Source organism: Rhizobium sp. CG5 (genome assembly GCF_023701945.1).
In the GTDB taxonomy this organism is placed as follows: domain Bacteria; phylum Pseudomonadota; class Alphaproteobacteria; order Rhizobiales; family Rhizobiaceae; genus Allorhizobium.
Genome location: NZ_JABAEF010000014.1, coordinates 23234 through 44985, shown reverse-complemented (window position 1 = coordinate 44985; position 21752 = coordinate 23234). Strand labels below are relative to the sequence as shown.

The 21752-nt window shown below is 62.7% G+C and carries 16 protein-coding genes; 7 read left to right on the top strand and 9 right to left on the bottom strand.

Features of this window, described 5'->3' with window-relative positions:
* Window positions 1-30 precede the first annotated feature (30 nt).
* Both HGO38_RS21075 and HGO38_RS21070 read left to right on the top strand, forming a co-directional pair.
* The gene (locus tag HGO38_RS21075; RefSeq protein ID WP_284739503.1) at window positions 31-969 is read left to right on the top strand and encodes a LysR family transcriptional regulator; all 939 of its coding nucleotides are present in this window, start codon (window positions 31-33) and stop codon (window positions 967-969) included.
* A gap of 93 nt (window positions 970-1062) precedes the next feature.
* A complete protein-coding gene (locus tag HGO38_RS21070; protein ID WP_250957871.1) occupies window positions 1063-1299 on the top strand; it encodes an Lrp/AsnC ligand binding domain-containing protein in 237 nt (78 codons plus the stop codon).
* Window positions 1300-1309: 10 nt separating this feature from the next.
* Here HGO38_RS21070 and HGO38_RS21065 read toward each other — a convergent pair whose 3' ends face one another.
* The 7 genes from HGO38_RS21065 to HGO38_RS21035 form a co-directional block, all read right to left on the bottom strand.
* A complete protein-coding gene (locus HGO38_RS21065) occupies window positions 1310-4240 on the bottom strand; it encodes an aminotransferase (RefSeq protein ID WP_250957870.1) in 2931 nt (976 codons plus the stop codon).
* A gap of 116 nt (window positions 4241-4356) precedes the next feature.
* The gene (gene purU / locus HGO38_RS21060) at window positions 4357-5241 is read right to left on the bottom strand and encodes a formyltetrahydrofolate deformylase (RefSeq protein ID WP_250957869.1); all 885 of its coding nucleotides are present in this window, start codon (window positions 5239-5241) and stop codon (window positions 4357-4359) included.
* Window positions 5242-5372: 131 nt separating this feature from the next.
* Window positions 5373-6680, bottom strand: coding sequence for a type III glutamate--ammonia ligase (gene glnT / locus HGO38_RS21055; protein WP_250957868.1), 1308 nt, complete (start codon window positions 6678-6680; stop codon window positions 5373-5375).
* Between the two features lie 191 nt (window positions 6681-6871).
* Window positions 6872-8200: an FMN-binding glutamate synthase family protein gene (locus tag HGO38_RS21050; RefSeq protein ID WP_250957867.1), complete on the bottom strand. Its 1329-nt coding sequence runs from the start codon at window positions 8198-8200 to the stop codon at window positions 6872-6874.
* A gap of 10 nt (window positions 8201-8210) precedes the next feature.
* Entirely contained in the window at window positions 8211-8897 is a 687-nt protein-coding gene (locus tag HGO38_RS21045; RefSeq protein WP_250957866.1) for a GXGXG domain-containing protein, read from the bottom strand.
* Window positions 8898-8924: 27 nt separating this feature from the next.
* Window positions 8925-9833: a class II glutamine amidotransferase gene (locus tag HGO38_RS21040; RefSeq protein ID WP_250957865.1), complete on the bottom strand. Its 909-nt coding sequence runs from the start codon at window positions 9831-9833 to the stop codon at window positions 8925-8927.
* 121 nt (window positions 9834-9954) lie between these two features.
* Complete coding sequence (locus HGO38_RS21035; protein WP_284739506.1) at window positions 9955-10851, bottom strand: GlxA family transcriptional regulator; 897 nt, start codon at window positions 10849-10851, stop codon at window positions 9955-9957.
* 282 nt (window positions 10852-11133) lie between these two features.
* On the opposite strand from HGO38_RS21035, the gene HGO38_RS21030 reads away from it, so the two are divergent.
* Window positions 11134-12162, top strand: a complete 1029-nt coding sequence (locus HGO38_RS21030) for a glycoside hydrolase family 5 protein (protein WP_250957863.1) — start codon at window positions 11134-11136, stop codon at window positions 12160-12162.
* Between the two features lie 3 nt (window positions 12163-12165).
* On the opposite strand, the gene HGO38_RS21025 is transcribed toward HGO38_RS21030, so the two are convergent.
* Both HGO38_RS21025 and HGO38_RS21020 read right to left on the bottom strand, forming a co-directional pair.
* Window positions 12166-13431 carry a UDP-phosphate alpha N-acetylglucosaminyltransferase gene (locus HGO38_RS21025; protein WP_250957862.1) on the bottom strand — a complete coding sequence of 422 codons (1266 nt, stop codon included), beginning with the start codon at window positions 13429-13431 and terminating at the stop codon, window positions 12166-12168.
* A 102-nt stretch (window positions 13432-13533) separates the two neighbouring features.
* A complete protein-coding gene (locus tag HGO38_RS21020; protein ID WP_250957861.1) occupies window positions 13534-15573 on the bottom strand; it encodes a GumC family protein in 2040 nt (679 codons plus the stop codon).
* 394 nt (window positions 15574-15967) lie between these two features.
* Here HGO38_RS21020 and HGO38_RS21015 point away from each other — a divergent pair, with 394 nt between their 5' ends.
* The 4 genes from HGO38_RS21015 to HGO38_RS21000 all read left to right on the top strand — a co-directional run bounded on the left by HGO38_RS21015 (window position 15968) and on the right by HGO38_RS21000 (window position 21752).
* Window positions 15968-17152, top strand: a complete 1185-nt coding sequence (locus HGO38_RS21015) for a glycosyltransferase family 4 protein (protein ID WP_250957860.1) — start codon at window positions 15968-15970, stop codon at window positions 17150-17152.
* Window positions 17149-18267 (top strand): GumK N-terminal domain-containing glycosyltransferase, encoded by a 1119-nt coding sequence (locus HGO38_RS21010; RefSeq protein ID WP_250957859.1) that lies wholly within the window; start codon window positions 17149-17151, stop codon window positions 18265-18267. Before HGO38_RS21015 ends, HGO38_RS21010 begins: the two co-directional genes overlap by 4 nt.
* Before the next feature lie 149 nt (window positions 18268-18416).
* Complete coding sequence (locus tag HGO38_RS21005; RefSeq protein ID WP_250957858.1) at window positions 18417-19928, top strand: oligosaccharide flippase family protein; 1512 nt, start codon at window positions 18417-18419, stop codon at window positions 19926-19928.
* A gap of 18 nt (window positions 19929-19946) precedes the next feature.
* Window positions 19947-21752: an alpha/beta hydrolase family protein gene (locus tag HGO38_RS21000; RefSeq protein WP_250957857.1), complete on the top strand. Its 1806-nt coding sequence runs from the start codon at window positions 19947-19949 to the stop codon at window positions 21750-21752.

Below are 21752 nucleotides of genomic sequence, written 5' to 3'. Positions count from 1 at the left end.
GAGTTCATTCCATCAAGGCATAATATCCCCATGCTGCAGGCCCGCCGTTTCCTTCCCTCCCTGTCACTGCTCGCCGCTTTCGAGGCGGCGGCCCGCACCGGAAGCGTAACAGCGGCGGCCCGCGAGCTGGATCTGACCCAGAGTGCGGTCAGCCGGCAGATCAAGGCGCTGGAGGATCAGCTCGGCGTCGAGTTGTTCCTGCGTGAGCGCCAGACCATTCGTTTGACCGTTGCCGGCGACGGCTATGCCCGCGAAATTCGCGAGGCGCTGAGGCGGATTTCCAGCGCTTCGCTCAACCTGCGGGCCAATCCGCATGGCGGCACGCTCAATCTCGCCATCCTGCCGACCTTCGGGGCGCGCTGGCTGGCGCCGCGGCTCGGCAATTTCCTCAAAGCCAATCCGGGTATCACCATCAATCTGGTGACGCGCCTGGTGCCATTCGATTTCCGGCTCGATACGATCGATGCGGCGATCCATTTCGGGCAACCGTCCTGGCCGGGCGGCGAGTTGACGCTTTTGATGAACGAGACCACCATTCCCGCCTGCAGTCCGGCCTTCAAGGAAAGTCATATCCTCGCCGAGCCGAAGGACATGCTGAAGGTGCCGCTTCTGCATCTGATGACGCGGCCGGATGCCTGGGAAAAATGGCTGACGCTGAACGACGTGCCGTTCGAGACGGTCAGCGGCATGCTGTTCGATCAGTTCGCGACCGCTGCCCAGGCGGCCAAAGCCGGCCTTGGCGTCGCGCTTTTGCCGGTGTTCCTGATCCAGGAGGAGCTGCAGCGCGGCGAACTGGTCGCAGCGATCGACCGGGAGATCGAGAGCAGCGCGCGCTATTATCTGGCCTTCCCCAAGGAGCGGGCCAGCTATCCGCCGCTGGCCGCCTTTCGCGAATGGATCGCGGCCGAGGCGCAGGCGGCCACGGACAGCGGCTGCCATAAATTGCCGGCGCACCGCTTGCAAGCCTAGGGGCATTTGGAGGATAGTGCCGGCGATTTGCCGAACACCGGTCGCGGCCATAGCCTTGCGGCACACTCTCATCGACCGACGCAGGATTGTCTCATGAAGCCGATATTCGTCCAGCTGCAATGCGCCCCGGGCAAGACCTACGAGGTCGCAGACGCCATTTACAAGGCGGAGATCGTCTCCGAACTCTATTCGACCAGCGGCGAATACGACCTGCTGATGAAGGTCTACCTGACCGAAGACGAGGATGTCGGCAAGTTCGTCAACGAGAAGATCGCCTCGATCCCCGGCATCGCCCGCTCGCTGACGACGATGACGTTTACGGCGTTTTAGGCGTCCGCACCTACCAGCCTTCCGCGAGAACCTTTTCCAGCATGTCGGCAAAGAAGTCGGCGCTTTCCTTGGCAAGGCAGAGCGGCGGCTTGATCTTCAGCACGTTCAGATGGTCGCCGGTCGGCTGCATGATGACGCCGAGATCGAGCAGGCGGTCGCAGATGGCGGCCGTCTCGGTCGTTGCCGGCTCCAGCGTGTCGCGATCGCGGACGAATTCCAGACCGAGATAAAGCCCCATGCCGTGCACTGCGCCGACAAGGGGGAAACGCTCCCCGAGCGCTTCCAGCCGGCCCTTCAGATGATCGCCGATGATGCGGGCGTTTTCCTGCAGGCCTTCGTCGCGCATAATGTCGAGAACGGTCATGCCGACCACGCAGCTGACAGGGCTGCCGCCGGAGGAGGAGAAGAAATAACCCTCCTTCTCGAAGGCCTCGGCGATCTCCCTTCGGGTGATCACCGCACCGAGCGGCTGGCCGTTTCCCATGCCCTTGGCAATGGTGATGATGTCCGGCACGACGCCTTGTGTTTCGAAACCCCAGAAATGATGGCCAAGCCGCCCATAGCCGACTTGAACTTCGTCGGCGATACAAAGCCCGCCGCGGTCGCGTACCATGGCATAGACCTGTTGCAGGTAGCCGGGCGGCAAGGGAATGCCGCCGGCATTGCCGTAGACGCTTTCGCAGACGATGCCGGCAAGGCCCGATCCGGCTGCATCGATCTTGGCCAAAGTGGAGGCAACGGCGTCGACATAGCCATCCGTCGAACCTTCACCGCGGTACTGGCCGCGATAGGTATTGGGCGATAGAACCGGATGAACCCAATCCGGCCGGGTCTCCAGAGCCCGCGGATTGTCGGCAATGGAGGTGGAGACGGCGTCGCTGGCGACCGTCCAGCCGTGATAGGCCTCCAAGAGGCTCAGCATGTTGCGGGCGCCGGACGCGGCCCAGGCCAGCCGGATGGCCAGGTCGACGGCCTCCGAGCCGCTGTTGACCAGGAAAACGGTGTCGAGGCCATCGGGCGCCAGGCTGGCAAGTCGTTCGGAAAACTCGGTCACCGCGGCATAGTGAAAGCGGGAATTGGTGTTGAGCAGCGACCATTGGTGGCCCGCGGCATGGGCCAGCCGTGGATGGCCATGGCCGACCATGGTGACGTTGTTGACCATGTCGAGATAGGCGCGGCCCGTTGTGTCGAACAGGTGCTCCTTCCAGCCCCGTTCGATCTGCGGCGGATGGGCATAATAGTTTTTCTGCGGTGCTGCGAAATTGCGGTGCCGGCGGTCAAGCAGTCTATCGCTTTCAAGCGGTGGCGCATCGATATTCGACCCTAACAGCGCCGACGGCGAGGGGCAGAGATGGTGCCAGGCTTCGGCATGGCCGGGTCGGGCAAACAGCGGCGGCACGAGATCGTCGTCCCGGCAGAATTGCAGCCGCAGGCCGCCGATCGTGCCCGGTGCGCCGGCGATACGGCCGAGGTCCTGGCCCCTTTGGATCTCCATGCCATCGTCGATCGGGCAGTCCAGGCCATGGATGTGCAGCGCCAGGTTTTCCCCCTGGAGGATGATGTGCTGTTCGGTGATCTGCAGCACGCCGTCGAACGGTGCCACCGCCAGGGTTTCGGCCGGCAGGCAGGCGTCGATATGCAGCGCGAAGTTGGCCGGCGCGCGGGCGGAGAGCGGCTTGGTATAGGACAGCCGATACTCGCCGTAGCGGGTGGTGGCCACGCCGGTGTCGGTTGCCACCTGGGCCAGCAGTTTCCAGTCGATCTCCGGATCGGACCATTCGTCCTGGATGAAATCGAAGCTGCGGGTCGACAGGTCTGTCAGGCGAATCCTGTCTGGGTCGATATCGGGCAAAAGGCGGCCGATGTCCGGCAGGCCGGCGGCGATGTCGACAGTGTCGCCCACAGCCTGCAGGATCGCCGTCTCCATCAAAGAGAAGGGTACCGAGGTCGCGACCTCGAAGATCTCTCTCTCGTGGGCGGCGTTGTCGATCACATAGCCATTGTCCGGATCGATGGCGCGCTGTTGCTCGCTGCTGGCGACCAGCACACCGGCACGCGCCACGATCAGCGGCCAAAGCGCCCGCAGCTCGCTTGCATTCAGCGGGCTGACGGCATGAAAAGCCCGCACCGCCGGCAGGATGAAAAACGGATCATGATCAGCATGATGCAGCAGCGAGGCGCAGGTGACGGCGAGGTCGGCGACCAGCCAGCTGGAGATGACGTCGCCAAAATCGATCACGCCATCGGGGATGGGGCGTCCATACGGATCGGGTCGGCTGACGACATTGTCGTCGGTGATGTCCTGATGGATGGCCTGCACGGTCAGGTCAGGGGTCAGGGGTCGCAGCCGCTTCATGGCGCTGATCATCGCCTTGGCGATCTGGTCGCGCAGCGGCCGGTCGGTCACGGCGCCGAGCAGGCGCAGCGCCACCGGGCCGGCGCGGCGCAGATCCCATTGCAGATCGCGCTCAAGCCCGTCATGGGAAAAGTCCTTGAGGCCAAGTGCGACGCGCCCGGCAAGATCGCCGAGGGCGGCAACGGTCGGCTCGGCCAGGTGCTTGCGCCGGGTCAGCGGTTCGCCGTCGAGATAGGACAGCAGCCGGACCTGGTAGCTTTCGCCATCGACCGCGAGCGCGACGATATCGGCGCCGTTTGTGGCTTGGATCGGTTCCGGCACGCGGGCCATGCCGTCGATGGCGCGCAGATGGCGCATGGCGGCGTTCTGAGCCTCCAGCTCGACCGTTGCATATTCGGCGCGGCAGATCTTCAGGACGAAGCGGGCGGCGCCGGTATCGATGCGGTAATTGCGGTCCTGCTGGCTGCCGAGCTCGACAATGTTGCCCTCAAGCCCGTAATGCTCTTTCAGGATCTCTGCAGCCTGCTCGGGGGAGACGGCGGGCCGGGCGAGTTCGGTGCGCTCAAACAGAGTGCTGTCGGGCATGGCTGTTCTCCTTTGGAGACTTATAATTCAGCCGACAATATCAAACGCATAGCGCGCGTCCATCCCGGCCGCACGGATCGGCGGCCGGCGCTCTGTATAGCCATGGCCCGAAAGGGTCAGCCCATGCGCTCGGAGGCGTAGGAACCTGGGCTGGCCGGGAAGACGACCGTGCGGTTGCCGTTGATGAAGGTGCGGTGATGGATATGGGCGTGGATGGCGCGGGCCAGCACCTGGCTCTCCACGTCGCGGCCGATCGAGACATAGTCCTCGGCTGACTGCGCATGGGTGATGCGGGCGAGATCCTGCTCGATGATCGGGCCTTCATCGAGATCGGCAGTGACGTAATGGGCGGTAGCGCCGATCAGCTTCACGCCGCGCTCATAGGCCTGCTTGTAGGGGTTGGCGCCCTTGAAGCTCGGCAGGAAGGAGTGATGGATGTTGATGATCCGGCCGGACATGGTCTGGCACATGCTGTCGGAGAGGATCTGCATGTAGCGGGCCAGCACGATCAGTTCGGTGCCGGTCTGCTCGACCACTTCCATGATCCGTGCTTCGGCTTGCGGCTTGTTGGCCTTGGTGACCGGGATGTGGTGGAACGGAATGTCGTGGTTGACGACCACTTTCTGGTAGTCGAAGTGGTTGGACACGACGCCGACGATCTCGATCGGCAGCGCGCCGATCTTCCAGCGGTAGAGCAGGTCGTTGAGGCAGTGACCGAAGCGCGAGACCATCAGCATCACCTTCATGCGGTGGGCCGAATCATGCATTTCGAAGGTCATGGCGAATTTTTCGGCGATCGGCGCGAAGCCCTTGAGCAACTTGTCGCGGCTGATGCCCTCTTCGGAAATAAAGCTGACGCGCATGAAAAATTTGCCGGTGTCGAGGTCGTCGAACTGCGAGCTGTCGACGATGTTGCACCCTTCGTCGGCCAGATAACCCGAAATGGCGGCAACAATGCCCCGGGTGGACTTGCAGGAAACCGTCAATACATAGCTTGTCATTTCTCGACCCTTATCCTCGGCCCGTGGAGGGCATGCGGCAGTTGTTTACCCCAAGTGAAAGGCGCCGGACAAGCGCCGGCGCCAGATTGTTGGAATAGCTGTTCTGCGAACAGAACGATTATGGCCGCCCCTCAAATGTCGAGGGTGTTGTCGCGCTCCCATTGGGTGAAGTGACCGGCATAAGCGTTCCACTCATTGTGCTTGAGCTTAAGATAGGCTGCGGAAAACTCCGTTCCCATTGCGTCTTTCAGAAGCGTATCCCCGTCGTATTGACGCAAGGCATCGAGCAGATTGAGCGGAAGGCGCGGCGCGTCCTTTATCAGATGGCCGTCCTGGTACATGTCGATATCGTGATGCGGGCCGGGATCGGCCTTGGTGCGGACGCCGTTCAGACCGCAGGCGATGATCACGGCCTGCAGCAGGTAAGGATTGACGGCACCGTCCGGCAGACGAAGCTCGAAGCGGCCGGGACCGGGAACGCGCACCATATGGGTGCGGTTGTTGCCGGTCCAGGTGACCGAGTTGGGCGACCAGGTGGCCCCCGACGTGGTGCGCGGCGCGTTGATGCGCTTGTAGGAATTGACCGTGGGATTGGTGATGGCGGCCAGCGCCGAGGCGTGGTTCATGATTCCGCCGAGGAAATTCCGGCCCTTGGCGGACAGGCCGAAATCGGCATTGTCGTCGGCAAAGGCGTTGGTCTTGCCGGGCAGGTCCCAGACCGAGATATGGCAATGGCAGCCATTGCCGGTCAGTCCCTTGAAGGGTTTGGGCATGAAGGTGGCGCGAAGCCCGTGCTTTTCGGCCACCGATTTGACCATGAACTTGAAGAAGGAATGCTTGTCGGCGGTTTTCAGCGCGTCATCGAATTCCCAGTTCATCTCGAACTGGCCGTTGGCATCCTCGTGGTCGTTCTGATACGGCCCCCAGCCAAGCTCCAGCATGTAGTCGCAGATCTCGGCGATGACATCGTAGCGCCGCATGATGGCCTGCTGGTCGTAGCAGGGCTTTTCCGCCGTATCGAGGCCGTCGGAAATCTCCGAGCCGTCGGCGGAAATCAGGAAGAATTCCGCCTCGACGCCGGTCTTGACGCGCATGCCTTCGCTCTGGGCTTCACCGATCAGCCGCTTCAGCAGGTTGCGCGGCGCTTGGGCCACCGAGCGGCCTTCCATCATGCAGTCGGCCGCAACCCAGGCGACGTCCTTCTTCCACGGCAGCTGGATCACCGATGCGGCATCCGGCAGGGCGAAGAGGTCGGGATGGGCCGGTGTCATGTCGAGCCAGGTGGCAAAGCCGGCAAAGCCCGCCCCATCGCGCTGCATGCCGGCAATCGCCGGGGCCGGCACCAGCTTGGCGCGCTGCCCGCCGAACAGGTCGGTGTAGCTGATCATGAAATATTTGATGCCATTGTCCTTGGCATAGGTTGCAAGATCGAGTGTCACGTCGTTCCCCTTTTGGATTTTTTAGACACTTATGCTTTTTAGAAAGAATGGCCCCTCATCCGGCCCTACCGGGCCACCTTCTCCCCGCAGGCGGGGCGAAGGGGACGGAAACGTTTCCGCGAGTCCCTTCTCCCCGTCCCAACGCGGAGAAGGTGCCAGCAGGCGGATGAGGGGCAAATCGAAACCTTACGTCAAAACCCTCCCTTGCCGGGAATCCAGCTGGTGCCGGCCAGCGGTACCTGGGCCATGGCCGAGGCCTCGATGGTCAGGGCGCAGAGGTCTTCCGGCTCAAGATTGTGGACATGGTTCTTGCCGCAGGCCCGCGCGATGGTCTGGGCCTCCAGCGTCATGACCTTGAGATAGTTGGCAAGCCTGCGGCCGGCCAGAACCGGATCGAGGCGCTTCATCAGCTCGGGATCCTGGGTGGTGATGCCGGCCGGGTCGCGGCCTTCGTGCCAGTCGTCATAGGCGCCGGCGGTGGTGCCGAGCGCATTGTATTCCGCCTCCCAATGCGGGTCGTTGTCGCCGATCGCGACCAGTGCCGCTGTGCCGATCGAGACGGCGTCGGCGCCGAGCGCCAGTGCCTTGGCGACATCGGCGCCCGAGCGGATGCCGCCCGAGATGATCAGCTGCACCTTGCGATGCATGCCGAGGTCCTGCAGGGCCTGGACGGCGGGGCGGATGCAGGCAAGCGTCGGCATGCCGACATTTTCGATGAAGACGTCCTGGGTGGCCGCCGTGCCGCCCTGCATGCCGTCGAGCACCACGACATCGGCGCCGGCTTTGACGGCAAGCGCCGTATCGTAATAGGGCCGTGCGCCGCCGACCTTCACATAGATCGGCTTTTCCCAATTGGTGATTTCGCGCAGTTCGAGGATCTTGATTTCCAGGTCGTCGGGGCCGGTCCAGTCGGGATGGCGGCTGGCGGAGCGCTGGTCGATGCCTTTCGGCAGGGTGCGCATGTCGGCGACGCGGTCGGAAATCTTCTGGCCGAGCAGCATGCCGCCGCCGCCGGGCTTGGCGCCCTGGCCGATGACGATCTCGATGGCGTCGGCGCGGCGCAGGTCATGCGGGTTCATGCCATAGCGCGACGGCAGATACTGGTAGACGAGGATCGAGGAATGGCCACGTTCCTCCTCGGTCATGCCGCCATCGCCTGTCGTGGTCGAAGTGCCGGATAGCGATGCGCCACGGCCAAGCGCTTCCTTGGCCGGGCCGGACAATGAGCCGAAGCTCATGCCGGCAATGGTGATCGGGATCTTCAGCTCGATCGGCTTCTTGGCAAAGCGCGCGCCCAGCACGACATTGGTGTCGCAGCGCTCGCGATAGCCTTCCAGCGGATAGCGCGAAATCGAGGCGCCGAGAAACAGCAGGTCGTCGAAATGCGGCACCTTGCGCTTGGCGCCGCCGCCGCGGATATCATAGATGCCGGTTGCCGCGGCCCGGCGGATTTCGGACAGGGTGTAGTCGTCGAAGGTGGCGGACTTGCGGGGCGTGGTGGGCGGGTTGTGATAGCTCATCTCATGTCCCTCAATAGGCGTCGGCATTGTCGATGTTGAAATTGTAGAGCTTTCGGGCCGAGCCGTAGCGCTTGAACTCCTCCGGCTTCACATCCGTCACGCCGGCTTTGTCGAGAAGCGCCTGCAGGATCTCGATATGCTCGGGCCGCAGGTCCTTCTCGATGCAGTCGGCGCCGAGGCTTTTTACGGTGCCGCGTACGAAAAGCCGGGCTTCATAGAGGCTGTCGCCCAGCGCATCACCGGCATCGCCCAGCACCACTAGGTTACCGGACTGCGCCATGAAGGCTGACATATGGCCGATATTGCCATGCACGACGATATCGATGCCCTTCATCGAAATGCCGCAGCGCGACGAGGCATTGCCTTCGATGACCAAGAGCCCGCCGCGGCCGGTGGCGCCGGCATACTGGCTGGCATCGCCCTTGATGGTGACCACGCCGGACATCATGTTTTCGGCAACGCCAGGGCCGGCCGAACCATGGATGGTAATCGTGGCCTGGGCATTCATGCCGCCGCAATAATAGCCGACATTGCCGCGCACATCGACGCTGACCGGCGCATCGATGCCGACGGCGACCGCGTGGCTGCCACGCGGGTTCAGCACGTCGAAATGCAGGTCGTTGCTGCCGGCGGGAATGTCGTGGAGGCTTTGATTGAGCTCACGCAGCGGCGTGATGGCAAGATCGAAACTCGGCATGCTGGTCTTCCTTGTCGGCCAGTTTGGTCAGGCGGCGTGTTCGTGTTCCCAGAAATAGACGGTGGCCGGTTCCGGCTCCCAGATGCGGGCAGTGTCGATGCCGGGCAGGTTGACCAGGGCGCGATATTCCGAGCCGAAGGCGACATACTGGTCGGTCTCTGCCATGACAGCCGGCTTGCAGGCGATCGGATCGCGCAGCACGCCGAAGCCCGACTTGGTGCCGACCACGAAGGTGAAGAAACCGTCGAGGTCGTTGATGGCGTTGTCGAGGGCGGCGCCGAGATTCTGGCCATGGGCCATTTCGGCGGTGAGATAGGCGGCGGCGACTTCGGAATCGTTTTCCGTCTCGAACGACATGCCCTCGCGCTTCAGCTCGCGGCGCAGGTTGTTGTGGTTCGACAGCGAGCCGTTGTGCACCAGGCACTGGTCGGCGCCGGTCGAAAACGGATGGGCGCCGAGCGTCGTGACGGCGGATTCGGTGGCCATGCGCGTGTGGCCGATGCCGTGGGTGCCGGCCATGGCATTGACCGCAAAGCGCGACACCACGTCCTTCGGCAGGCCGGTTTCCTTGTAGATCTCGATGGTGTCGCCGCTCGACATCACCCGGATATCGGGGCGGAGCGTCGAGAGAAGGGCGCGCGCCTCGGCCACCTTGGTCGCATCCAGCGTAATGACGGCGTGGGAATTCTTGATCTTGACGTCGACCTCGCTGTCGAGGCCCTTGGCAAGATCGGCTTGAAGGCTTGCGAAATCCGTCTCTGAGGCGGCCGATTGCACGGTGATCTTGGACTTGCCCGATTGCGGTGCGCCGTAGATGGCGATGCCGGCGCTGTCGGGGCCGCGGTCGGTCATGATCACAAGCATTTGCGAGAGCAGGGCACCCAGTTGTGGCTCCAGGCTCTTGTCCTTCAGAAACAATCCAACAATGCCACACATCGGCGCTCACTCCATCCGCTTTGAGAGGTTTGCTCTTGCTCATCTGGGTAACAGGATTGGCGTTTGGAATCAACTCTTGAGAAATATATTTTCCTTAAGAGAAATATGTTTGACGAGACGATCAATGGGCCTTGCGACCGTTGCGCGGCGTGACGCCGAAATGCTCGCGGTATCGCCGGGCGAAATGGCCGGGGCTGGCAAAGCCGCAGGCAAAGCCAATTTCGGAGACGGACAGGGCGCTCTGCTGCAGCAGCTTGCGCGCATGTTCGAGCCGTAGCCGACGGTATTCCAGCGTGAACGTGGAGTTCAGATGGCCGGCAAACAGCCTGTCGAGATGGCGCGGCGTGACGCCGGCGAAGCGCGCCATGGCATCGCGGTCGAGCGGCTGCTCGATCGTCGCCTCCATCTTTTCCAAGGCGGCCAGAAGTGCGGGATGATGCAGGCCGTGACGCTCGGCAAGCGAGGCGCGTTGCGGCTCGGCGGCGGAACCGACCTGGGTGTGCAGATACCAGTCGCTGACACGGGTGGCGAAGGCCGGGCCGAAGCGGGCGGCGATCAGCGCATGCATCATGTCGAGCGGCGCCACGCCGCCGCCGCAGGTCAGGCGGTTGCGATCGAAGATATAGCGCGCCTGTTCGGGTTTTAGGTCCGGGAATTCTTCGATCAGCGCCGGCGCATGTTCCCAATGGATGGTGAAGCGATGGGCGCCGAGCAGGCCGGCGGCGGCCAGCAGATAGGGACCGCCGGAAATGCCGCCGATCCGCGCGCCATCCCGCTCGAACGCCCTGAGGCTGGCATAGATGTTCGGCCAGTGCCAGCCGGAGGGATGGCCGCCGGCGACCACGAAGACCGAATGCAGCCGCTCGCCGCGGGCCGGCAGCGGCTGGGCCGGTACCAGTGCCCCCGACGAGGAGCGGACCATCTCGCCATCCGGCGAATAGATATGGACCCGGTAAAGCTCCCGCCCGGCCAGGAGATTGACGGCGCGCAGCGGTTCGACGGCCGAGGCAAAGCACATCAGCGCAAAGCCCGGGACCAGGATGAAGCCTATATCCTGGATCGTATTGTCGATATCCGTCACGTCCTGTCCTGGCTGGTTTGTGCTGCTCCCGTCTTTCTTGCACGATGACGGCGCCTGCGAAAAGAGCGGTATCGTAATTGTCCCGGTTGACGGCGGCTGTGTGCACTCTCTACGCTGGCGCATGGAAACCGAGCGGTGGTACGGGCAATGACATTTGGCAAGCGGTCCGACGGCCGGAAAGAGACGAGCGGCCTTAGCCGTGGGATCGGGATACGGGTGATGGCGGCCGGTCTGGCGGCCGGGCTGATCGCCAGCCCGTTGCAGGCAGCACAAGGGTGCTTTCGCGGTGTAAACCTGTCGGGCGCCGAGTTTGGCGAACTGGACGGGCTGCCGTTTCAGAACTACATCTACCCGTCCGAGGAGACGATCCGCTATTTCGCGGGCAAGGGCTTCACCTCGGTGCGGCTGCCCTTCAAGTGGGAACGGCTGCAGCCAAAGCTGAACGGCGATCTGGCGCCCGAGGAGGTCGAACGGCTGCGTTCGACCGTCGCCCTGCTGCGTGAGGCCGGGATCAGGACCGTCATCGATCCCCACAATTTCGGCTATTACAGCAACAAGCAGGTGGGAACGACTGACGTTCCGGACGCGGCGTTTGCCGATTTCTGGAGCCGGCTGGCCGCGCTTTTCGCCAATGACCCGGATATCACCTTCGGCCTGATGAACGAGCCGTTCGACATGCCGGCCCGCCAATGGCTTCAGTCCGCCAATGCTGCGATCGCTGCAATCCGCGCCACCGGGGCCGGAAACCTGATCCTCGTGCCGGGCACGGTGTGGACTGGGGCGCATAGCTGGGAGTCCGGCAATTATGGTGGCGCCAATGGCGAGGTCATGCTGGGCGTCGTCGATCCGGTCGACAACTATGCCTACGAAGTCCACCAGTATTTCGACGATGATTTTTCCGGCACCAAGGACAATTGCAGCCGTGCCGCCGATGCGATCAGCGCGATCGAGAATTTCACGCGCTGGCTTCGCAAGAACGGCAAGCGCGGCTATCTCGGCGAGTTCGGCGCGCCGGGCGAAGAGGCCTGTATCAAGGCGATCGATGGCATGGTCTCCGTCGTCGAAAGCAATCGCGATCTGTGGACCGGCTGGGCCTATTGGGCGGCGGGTGACTGGTGGCCGGAGACGGAGGCCCTCAACATCCAGCCAACTGCCAGCGGCGACCGGGCACAACTGGCCGGCCTGTCGCGCTATCTCAAGGATTTCTCGGCATCGTCGGGCACCTGCGCTGCGCTCGACAAGCGCTGATGTTCAGGCGTTGGGCGTTGTGGGGTGGCGCCTGGACGCGGCCTTCTCCTGCTTTTCGACCGCCTGGACCCAGGTCCAGTCCACGCGGTCTGCCGTGCCGAGGATGAACCACATCAAGGCGGCCGTCTTGATCGAGAAGAAGGAATTGCTGATCAACATCAGCAAGAGCAGGTAGATGACGATCATCGAATGAAACGACCAGGCTTTGGCGTCCTTCAGCGGTGCGAAAATCAACGCTGCCCAGAGACCGATGAAGCCGAAAATGCCGAAGCTCGTCAGCGTGTAGGCAAAGCCGGAATCGGCTGTGAAGATACTGGTCGCGGTGCTGCCCAGCACGACCGACAGGTCGAGATCGATCAGAATGGCGGCGGTGACCTTCAATCGGCCGGCGACATCGTTGGGACCGCCCTCGGCGCCGATGGTCAGACCATAGGCCGCGATGACGGCCAGTGTGAGAAAGGGCAGGACGAGCCAGACGATCTTCGGCACGAACCGATAGAATGGCAGACCGAGCGTCATCACGATGCAGGTGAAAAATCCGAACCGTGCATCGGCCAGAATGGTAAAGGCCAAGGCGGCTGCCATGACGGGGAAGCGAAACCGCATGCCGCCGCGAAACAGCGCCCAGGCGTAGATGATGGCGCCGAAATTGCCGGCCGAGACGGGTTCGAGGAAAACGGAGGAAACGCGGTGCTGCCCGAGGAAGGGCAACAGCGAACGCGGCTCCGGCCGGATGCCGCTGATGAACAGGCCGCGGGTTTGTCCGAAGGTGTCCTCCGGCGAGACGGTGCCGCGGGCCATGTAGTAGCCAAGCACGTTGAAGAAATCGAGATAGGTTTCAAGCAGGAAGTATTCGAACAGGGCGATCACAAGGACAATTGCAACCGACAGCGCGATCAGCCGATCGGCGAGCCGCACAGACTGGATCTTGGCGCCGGCAAAATAGAAGGCGACGGGAATGAACACGTCCCGCATCGCCTTGACGTCGGCCACGCCGCGCAGCGCAAAAAGCAGCAGCATATAGCTCACGAACAGGGTCAGGATGAGATAGATGTCGAGACGCCGATCGAACGCCACCAGGAAGGCGCAGCCGATCAGCAGGATCTCGCACATCATCACATGGCTTTCGGACACCGGCATGATGCGGGTGTTGACGAAGCACAGGAAGAGATTGAAGGTCAGGGCGCCCAGGATGGCAATCGTTGCCAAGGCATGGCGCAGTTGCTCCTGCAACTGCGCCGAAGGGGTCGCCGACGATGCCGGATCCATCCCATATCGGCCAGGGTTGCCCGCAACCATGGTCTCAGCGTCCGGATGGTGACCGGCGGGCCGGCACCGTCACGCCTGAGGTTATCGTCCATTCCGCGCCGTTCACGCGCCGTCTCCCATGACGATGCGGCCCAGCATCCGGTCTCGCCAGGGTTCCAGCAGCATGGCAATACCGCCGGTCTGCGACCCAGACCCTGCGCCGGCTTCGGTCAGAAGAACGATCGCGTCGCATTGCGGCAGCAACTCGTTCAGGTGGCCGGCTGCCCGCGTGCCGCAGGCATTGACGATAACGAAGCCTGCCAGATGATCGCTGCCGCGGCTGACAAAGCGGGAATAGGTCGGGCGCGACACGGACGGAGCCTGTGTTTCAGGTGCCGGGGCGATCAGCTGTTCGTATTTCAGGACATCCGCCAAAGGTGCGTCGAGCGTTTCTTCCTGCGCCAGCGCCAGCGAAAGGCTTGGCCTTGCCGATCGGGAGTTTCTGCCGCTGGTGCTGTCGCGCAGGTCGCCGGGTGCATAATAGACATCGCGACCGCGGTCGACCAGCGACTGCACGATATCGGCGATGACGTCGGCCGCCTCGCGGATCGGGCCGTCGGAAACGAAGGCGATGGTGGCCCGGTCGTCGTGGTCCAAGGCATCGAACAGCAGGCCGGTGACGTTGGCGATCGCCTGTTCTCGCCGTTCGGCAAGGCTTGTCTCGTCGACCCTATCTCGCCCGAACAGTTTCGGCAGGAGAGAGCGGCCCTTGGCGGTCTGGTCCATACCCGTCGGTATGGTGGCAAGGACGGTAAGGGCCACCCTCTGGTCCGGCTGTTTTTCGGCGGTTGGTCTGCTGCCCAGCAGTTCCCGCAAGACGGCAAGTCCGCTGCCGAGCGCTGTGCCGAACAGGCCGGCCGCCATCAGGATCAACAGTTTGAGCGTGGTCAAGGATTTGGGCGAGGCGACTGCGCCGGTGATCACCCGGGAATTGTTGATGCTGATCGTCTGCTGCTGGCTCAGTTCTTCGGCGCGGCTGAGGAAGGCCTTGTAGATCGTGCGCACCGCTTCCGCTTCGCTCTCCAGCTGGCGCATCTTGATCTGGGCCGCACTGCTGTCGAAGCTGGTGCGGGTCATGTTTTCAAGCCGCTCGGACAGAGCCTTGGTATTGGCGGCGGCCCGCTCGTAATTGGTCTGCATCGCCTGGCGGACGCGATCGAGCTCCTGCTGGATGGCCTGCTGCATGTTGCTGACCTGGGAGCGGATCGCCTTCAACTGCGGGTGGTTGCTGCCAAGGCTCGTCGACATCTGTGTCTGGCGGTCGAGAAGCTGGACATAGCGGTCGCGCAGCAGGCCGATCGAGGTCGACTGCAGCGCTTCTGGGATCGCGCCTGCCTCCACCGCGGCCATGGTCAGTTTCTTGGTCTGCTCGTAGATCGTCTGCTGCTGCTCTTCGACGCCGCGCGCCTCGATCAGCTGATCGTTGATGCCCTGCAATTGCTGGTCGATGACCAGGCCCTTGTCGCCGGTGCTGGCGAGGCCATTGTCCGACTTGAACTTTTCCACGGCAAGCTCGGTTTTCAGAACGCGGTCGCGCAGTTCGCTGGCCTGGACCTGGAAGGCATTGCTGGCGCGTCTGGCAGCTTCTGACCGCGCCACATCGACCTGTTTCAGGTAGACGGTCGCGATGGCGTTGGCGATGTCGGCGGCTTTGCGCGAATCCGCATGATCGACCGTAATGGTCATGATGAACGACTGGCCTTCACGTTCGACCTTCATCTTGGCCTTGAGGCCGGCTGCCACGCCGGCCAGCGCATCGGCCCGGCTCAACTTGTCACCGATAACAGGAGCGCCGAAAAACGGATCCTCCAGCAGGTCCAGCTTTTCGATGACCTCATTAAGGATCGTGCTCGACTGGACCACGAAAATCTGGCTGTCGAGGCTCGACTGGTCGACGGCGGCGGCAGGGCCGGACTGGCTGCTGTCGCCGCTTTCGGCCAGCAGACCCTGGGGATCGAGAAGCAGTTCGGTCGAAGAGGAATAGATAGGCTTCAACTGCAAGACATAAAGCAGCGCCGCGATCACGCAGACGGCCATGGAGACCGCAACGTAATACCACCGCCGCTTCAATATCCCCGGTAGTTGAAAAATGTCGATGTCCATATTCCTGTCCAGGGCCCCGCAGCGGGCCGGAGTTGTTGTCGGTTCATGGTCCGGCGGGAAATCCGCGGGTTGAGAGACCATGTGTGCAGGCGGGGACCGCCTGGTTATGAGTTGCCCGGCCGGATGCCGGAATAGGACAGCCAGCGCCGGTTAAAGAAGCTGCATAGTTGCAGATCATGGTTAACGAGTTCTGAAATACCCGGCGCGAAACATGATGCTTTGCGGTTTTGCCAGGCCTTTGCGGCAAGATGCGGCGGAGCGTGGTTGGGCGATACCGGATCTTAATATTTTTCAGCCACTTAATTTGCCAAATCCACCGCCTGCCGGATGCGGTCTTTTCGGCCTGCGGTAACGGTAAAACGCAAGCAGCGGGTAGGTAATGGATACCGTCGAGATGACCCTTCCGGATGTAGGTGGACCTGTGGCGCCACCTCCTCTGATTGTCCATGTCGTTCGGCAATATGCGCCGAGCCAAGGCGGGTTGGAAGATGTCGTCGCCCATCTCGGCACTCATCTTCTGGCAAGGGGTTTCCGCGTCCGGATTGTTACCTGCGATCGGATTTTCACGGATCTGGAGCGTCGCCTGCAGCCGTTCGAGATCATCGGCGGCGTCGAGATCGTCCGTATCCCGTGGGCCGGTTCGAAACGGTATCCGCTCGCCCCTTCGGTCTTTCGCCATCTGGCGGATGCCGACCTCATTCATGTTCACGCCGTGGATTTCTTTTTCGATGCGCTCGCATGGGGGCGCCTGCTGCATGGCAAGCCGATGGTGGCGACCACCCATGGCGGCTTTTTCCACACGGCGAAGTATGCCCGGATCAAGAGGGTCTGGTTCCAGACCATGACGCGCCTGTCGGCCTCCGGTTACAGGGTGCTCTGCTGCTGCAGCCGGTCCGACCTGGCGATGTTCGAGCCCATTGCGGGCGATCGGGCGGTGCTGATCGAAAACGGCGTCGACATTTCGAAATTCTCCGGCCTGTCGGCAGCGGACCCGAACAAGCGGATCGTCACGATCGGTCGCTTCTCGGTCAACAAGCGGATCGAGCGGCTGCTCGACGCCATGGCGGTTCTGATCCGCAACGACAGCGACTGGCATCTCCAGATCATCGGCTTTCCGTCCGATTGGACCTTGGAAGATCTCACTCGCGAGATCCGCGCCCGCGGTCTTTCCGATCATGTGTCGGTCCATGTATCGCCCGACAACCTGCGGATCCGGGACTTGATCGGTCAGGCTTCGGTCTTCGCGTCGGCTTCCGACTATGAAGGGTTCGGCCTGGTCGCGATCGAGGCCATGAGTGCGGGCCTCGTGCCGGTCCTTCACCCGAACGAGGCCTATCGCTCGCTGGCGGCTGCCCATGACGGCGTCGTGCTGGCCGATTTTGCCGATGCAACAGTTGCGGCCCAGCGGATCGGCGATGCCTATAACGCTTTGCTGCGTCAGCCGGACGAAACCCGGCAGCGCCTGATGGAGCAGGCCGGCGGCTATGCCTGGGACAGGGTCGCGCAACGCTATATCGACGTCTACCGAGCCGTGTTGAGCGGCGAGCCACTGGCCGGCTTGGAGGGCACCAGGGGATGAGCGTCATAAAGGGCCCGCCGCGGAACGTTCTGATTGTCACGGGGCAGCATTTTGCCGAGGCGCCGCGCAAGGTGGATCTGCATTTCATGGCCGATGCCCTGCGTGCCCAGGGCGATCATGTGGATTTCCTGGTCTGCCGGCTGAGCTTTGTCAGCCGGTTCCTCAAGGACGGACGCTGGAATTTTGCCCGGCAGCGGCCGCTCAATCGCTGGGTGGCGATCGACCGTGGTCTCGAGGAGTTCATCTGGTATCAGGCCATCCACCCGATGAACCTCAAGATCGGTATCTTCAACACGGTTTCGGGATGGCTGTTTCGGCAGTACGGACGTTTGATGCCGAAGACGGTCAGCAACCGCCTGCCGTTCTACACCCATATCCTGATCGAGAGCGGACCGGCGCCTCTGCTGGGGCCGGAGATCCGCAAGATGGCACCCGACGCGCAACTGATCTACCACGCGGCCGACCGGCTGACGACGATCAACGTGCACCCTTGCGTCGAGGCGGTGCTCAATGAGACGATCGGCAGCTACGACCTCGTGCACATCATGGCCGAGGCCTTGCGGCAGGATTTTCCGCCGGATGCGCCGATCCTCTATCTGCCGCACGGCATCGCCAAGGCGGCGTTCGACGACGCCCACAACAATCCCTATGTGGGCAGTCAAAACGCTGTCAGCGTCGGCGACATGCTGTTCGATGCGGGTGCGATCGACGTGCTGGCGAAGGCCAATCCGGCCTGGACCTTTCATCTGTTCGGCAAGAAGGCCATTCCCTCGGTGGCGCGGCCCAACATTGTCGCCCATGGCGAAGTGGCCTTCGACACCATCATTCCGTTCATCAAGTTTGCCGATATCGGCATTGCACCCTATCGGGACAGCAGCAGTGCCGACTATCTCAGTCAGTCGAGCCTCAAGATGATCCAGTACAGCTATTGCCGGCTGCCCATCGTCGCGCCGGCATTTGCGTCCGCAGGGCGGGATCATGTCTGTGCCTATCAGCCGGGCGATGCCGGCTCCATCCGCGACGCCTTCGCGAAGGCGCAGGCCTTCGACCGCAGTTCGATCGATACAGGTTCCATCATGAGCTGGGACGAAGCCGTCGAGACCTTGCTCGAATGATCGGCGTCGCCCAGATGCGGGTGGACTGATAATGCCGGCAGATCCGGGCATCAAACGAGTTTTTTAAGTTTTTCGCCCTAGAAACGGGTGTGGCAACCTGCGGCGCATGGGTTCGACGGCGCCGGTCCTCAGACGGGTAGAAAATTCGCATGGTCAATCGTATCGTTGCAAACTCGGCCTTGAACGCGGCGGCGGGCCTGTCGCTTCTGCTGGTGGGTTTCATCTGCTCGATCATCACCGCGCGCCTGCTCGGACCCGAAGCCAACGGGATCATCGCCTTTTCGCTGTGGCTTGCCGTCACGGCCTCGCTGGTCGCCGAACTCGGCACGGGCGTCATGCTGCTGCGCCTGCTGCCGCAGTTGAAGACGCAAGGCTATTCGCCGGAGGATCGTCGCGGCTTTGCCGCCTATCTGCTGCGTCCGGTGCTGATCTCGACGATCGCCATCGTTGCCTTTTACGCACTGTTCTTCTGGCTGGCCGAGCGCGAGCATTGGGCGACGAGTGCGCCGACCGTGGTGCTCATCACCGGCGTTCTGCTTTTCGTGCAGTCGATCGGCTCGTTCACGAAGAACTATCTGCTTGGTGAGCAGAATGTTGCAGCCTTCTTCCGCCTGTCGGCCATCGCCGGCGGTCTTCAACTGCTGAGCGTGCTGGCCGGTGCCGTGTTCTTTGGCATTCCAGGGGCGCTGGCCGGCTATACGATCGCCTTCGGCCTGCAATTCGTCTACTCGCTCGGCATTCTGAAGACCAAGGTCAATCGCTGCGGTATCTCGGCGCGGTATCTTGTCGGCTCGTCTGCCCTGTTGTCGATGCAGTTCGTGGTCGATTCGATCTTTCTCAACCGGGTCGAGTTCTTCTTCCTGCAGCAATATCAGGGCATCGAAGTCGTCGGCTTTTACGCGGTGGCCTTTTCGCTGGCCAATCTGGCGCTGCAGCTGCCGGTGCAGCTCTCGGGCAGTCTCGTGCCCTATTATTCCGAGAAGCTGCATGCGCAGGACGGCCAGGGTTTACCCGTCGAGGTCTTCGAAGGCGTGGTGCGTAGCCTCTCCTATGTCACCCTGCCGATGAGCTTCGGCCTTGCTGCGATTGGGCCGACATTGGTGACGCTGGTGTTCGGCGATGCCTTTGCCTCCAGCGGGCCGATACTGAGCGTCCTGGCTCTCGGGGTTCCGGCTGCGGTCTACAGCATGATCTGCACCCAGTATCTGTTCTCGCTCGACAAGATCCGCGAGCGGTTGATCGTCGGCATCGTTGGTGCCATCGTCATGGTGCTCGGCGATCTGGCGCTGGTGCCCTCCTATAGAGGCGAGGGGGCGGCTCTGGTACGGATCGCCGTCTTCGTGGTGATGAGCCTGTTGATGATGCGCTGGATGCATTTTACCGGCTCGCTGAAAGCCATGTTTGCCAGCCTCGCAAGGGTGACCCTGGCAGCGCTTGTCTGTGGTGCCGTCGCCTACGGTGTCATTGCAGCCGTGGCAGGGCTCGCCGGACTTGTGCTTGCCATCCTGGCTGGCGCGGTGGCCTATTTCGTTGCCTTGAAGCTGTTGCGGGCAGTGCCTGCGCAGGATCGCGAGGCCATCGAGAGCATTGCCGCCCGTCTGCCGGGGCCGCCGGCCCGTGCGATCATGCGCCTGGTCGGGTTTTTGTCCGCCGCGAGGTAGACGGGGAGGGGGGAGGCAATGGAAAACAGGAGCGCGCCGGGGCAAGCCGGTCATGTCGAGCGGATGCGGCGAGGCGCGCCGACCTCGACGGCGATCCCTGTCGTCTTTTCCCAGACGATCGGTCTCTTCATGCCGGCACAGGCGCCAATGATGCGGGATGTCGCGGTGCTGTTTGCCAGCCCGTGGGGCATCGAGGAAATGTGCACCCACAAATTCTGGCGGGTGATTGCCGAGCGACTGGCGGCAGTCGGTGTGTCCAGTCTGCGCTTCGACTATCCCGGCACGGGCGATGCGGGCGACGGGGACGAATTCCAGGCGGGTCTATCGACCTGGGAGGATAGCCTGGTCGGGGCCGCAGAGCAGTTGCGGCGCCTGTCCGGCTGTCGGAGGATCATCGTGGTCAGCCAGGGGCTGGGCGCGGCGATTGCCACGAATGCCGCGGGCCGGCTGGGCGAGCTTGCCGGCATGGCGTTTCTGGCACCGGCGATTTCCGGACGGTTCTATCTGCGGGAGCTGCAGTTCTGGGCCCGCGCGATCGATGATGGCATGGGGCTCGCCGCGGCGCATCGCTCCAGCGGTGGCGTGGCGATCGCCAGCCTGAGGATGCCGGAGCCTATCGCCGCGGATGTCCGCAAACTGGATCTGATGGCGGTGGCGGCTGCACCCTGCAGCCCCTGCCTGGTGATCGAGCGCCCCGACCGGCCGGCCGAGAGCGGTTTTGCCGATCGTCTGGAGACCCTCGGTGCGACCGTGACGAGGGCCAGTTATACCGGCTATGACGCGCTTGTCGCCAATCCCACCATGGCGAAGATGCCGTTGGCGGTCGCCCGGACGCTGGTCGACTGGGTCGTTGATCTGCCAGCGGGCCAACCGGTGTCTACGGCAGAGACAATCACCGATCCGCAATATCTGTCAGGCGATGGCTATCGGGAGACCCCGCTGACATTCGGCCAGAGCCAAAGGCTTTATGGCGTTCTGTGCGAACCGCTGGGCAAGCGGCAGGGGGCGACAGTGCTGCTTCTCAGCACCGCCTATGACCGACATGCCGGTTGGGGCCGAACAACCGTCACCATGGCGCGCGACCTTGCCTGTGAGGGCATTGCCAGTCTGCGCTTTGACCCTGCCAATGTCGGTGACAGTCCGCCGGTTGCAGGACTTGCAGAGCAGGTTCTCTACACCGAGACGCAGGTCGCCGATGTGGTAGAGGCGCTGGATCTGGTCGACGAACGCGGCCTCTTGCCCGCAATCGTGGTCGGTCGCTGCAGCGGCGCCTACCTCGCCTTCAGGAGCGCCTTGCGCGACCCGCGGATCAGAGGCGTGGTGGTTGCCAATCCCTTCGCCTTTTTCTGGAATCCGAAACGCAACGTGGACGAGTTCCTGAGCGTGGTGCCGCGGTCGCTCGATACCTACAAGGCACGGCTGTTTCAGCGCGACACCCTGCGCCGGCTGCTCGATGGCCGGATCGACGTGCGCGTGGCTTTTTCGAATATGGTCAAAGCCCTTGGGCAGCGGCTGCTGCAGGCGACAGGGGCAGGTCCCTATCTGCTTCCCGAACAACGGCGCAATGGTCGGGAGGTGAAAAGTGCATTCGTGAAGCTCGCGGCGAGGGGGACCGAATTGCGGATCCTTTATAGCGAACACGATATCGGCCTGACCCATTTCGCCAGCCATTTCGGCGCCGATGGAGAAGGGCTGAAACGCTATCCCAACGCGCGGATGGCCATGATCGAGGATACCGATCACAACCTGACGCCGGAGAAGGCGCGGCGCGTCTATTACGAGGCGATCCGTGAAATGGCGATGGCGCAGTCGCCCAAGTGGTAG

Excerpts from the sequence above, each read along its gene's own strand:
- HGO38_RS21070 (WP_250957871.1), top strand. The coding sequence starts at position 1,063 with ATGAAGCCGATATTCGTCCAGCTGCAATGCGCCCCGGGCAAGACCTAC.
- HGO38_RS21025 (WP_250957862.1), bottom strand. The coding sequence starts at position 13,431 with ATGGATCCGGCATCGTCGGCGACCCCTTCGGCGCAGTTGCAGGAGCAA.
- HGO38_RS21050 (WP_250957867.1), bottom strand. The coding sequence starts at position 8,200 with ATGAGCTATCACAACCCGCCCACCACGCCCCGCAAGTCCGCCACCTTC.
- HGO38_RS21010 (WP_250957859.1), top strand. The coding sequence starts at position 17,149 with ATGAGCGTCATAAAGGGCCCGCCGCGGAACGTTCTGATTGTCACGGGG.
- HGO38_RS21015 (WP_250957860.1), top strand. The coding sequence starts at position 15,968 with ATGACCCTTCCGGATGTAGGTGGACCTGTGGCGCCACCTCCTCTGATT.
- HGO38_RS21020 (WP_250957861.1), bottom strand. The coding sequence starts at position 15,573 with ATGGACATCGACATTTTTCAACTACCGGGGATATTGAAGCGGCGGTGG.
- purU (WP_250957869.1), bottom strand. The coding sequence starts at position 5,241 with ATGACAAGCTATGTATTGACGGTTTCCTGCAAGTCCACCCGGGGCATT.
- HGO38_RS21040 (WP_250957865.1), bottom strand. The coding sequence starts at position 9,833 with ATGTGTGGCATTGTTGGATTGTTTCTGAAGGACAAGAGCCTGGAGCCA.
- HGO38_RS21065 (WP_250957870.1), bottom strand. The coding sequence starts at position 4,240 with ATGCCCGACAGCACTCTGTTTGAGCGCACCGAACTCGCCCGGCCCGCC.
- HGO38_RS21035 (WP_284739506.1), bottom strand. The coding sequence starts at position 10,851 with ATGTGCTTTGCCTCGGCCGTCGAACCGCTGCGCGCCGTCAATCTCCTG.
- HGO38_RS21005 (WP_250957858.1), top strand. The coding sequence starts at position 18,417 with ATGGTCAATCGTATCGTTGCAAACTCGGCCTTGAACGCGGCGGCGGGC.
- HGO38_RS21045 (WP_250957866.1), bottom strand. The coding sequence starts at position 8,897 with ATGCCGAGTTTCGATCTTGCCATCACGCCGCTGCGTGAGCTCAATCAA.
- HGO38_RS21030 (WP_250957863.1), top strand. The coding sequence starts at position 11,134 with ATGGCGGCCGGTCTGGCGGCCGGGCTGATCGCCAGCCCGTTGCAGGCA.
- HGO38_RS21000 (WP_250957857.1), top strand. The coding sequence starts at position 19,947 with ATGGAAAACAGGAGCGCGCCGGGGCAAGCCGGTCATGTCGAGCGGATG.
- HGO38_RS21075 (WP_284739503.1), top strand. The coding sequence starts at position 31 with ATGCTGCAGGCCCGCCGTTTCCTTCCCTCCCTGTCACTGCTCGCCGCT.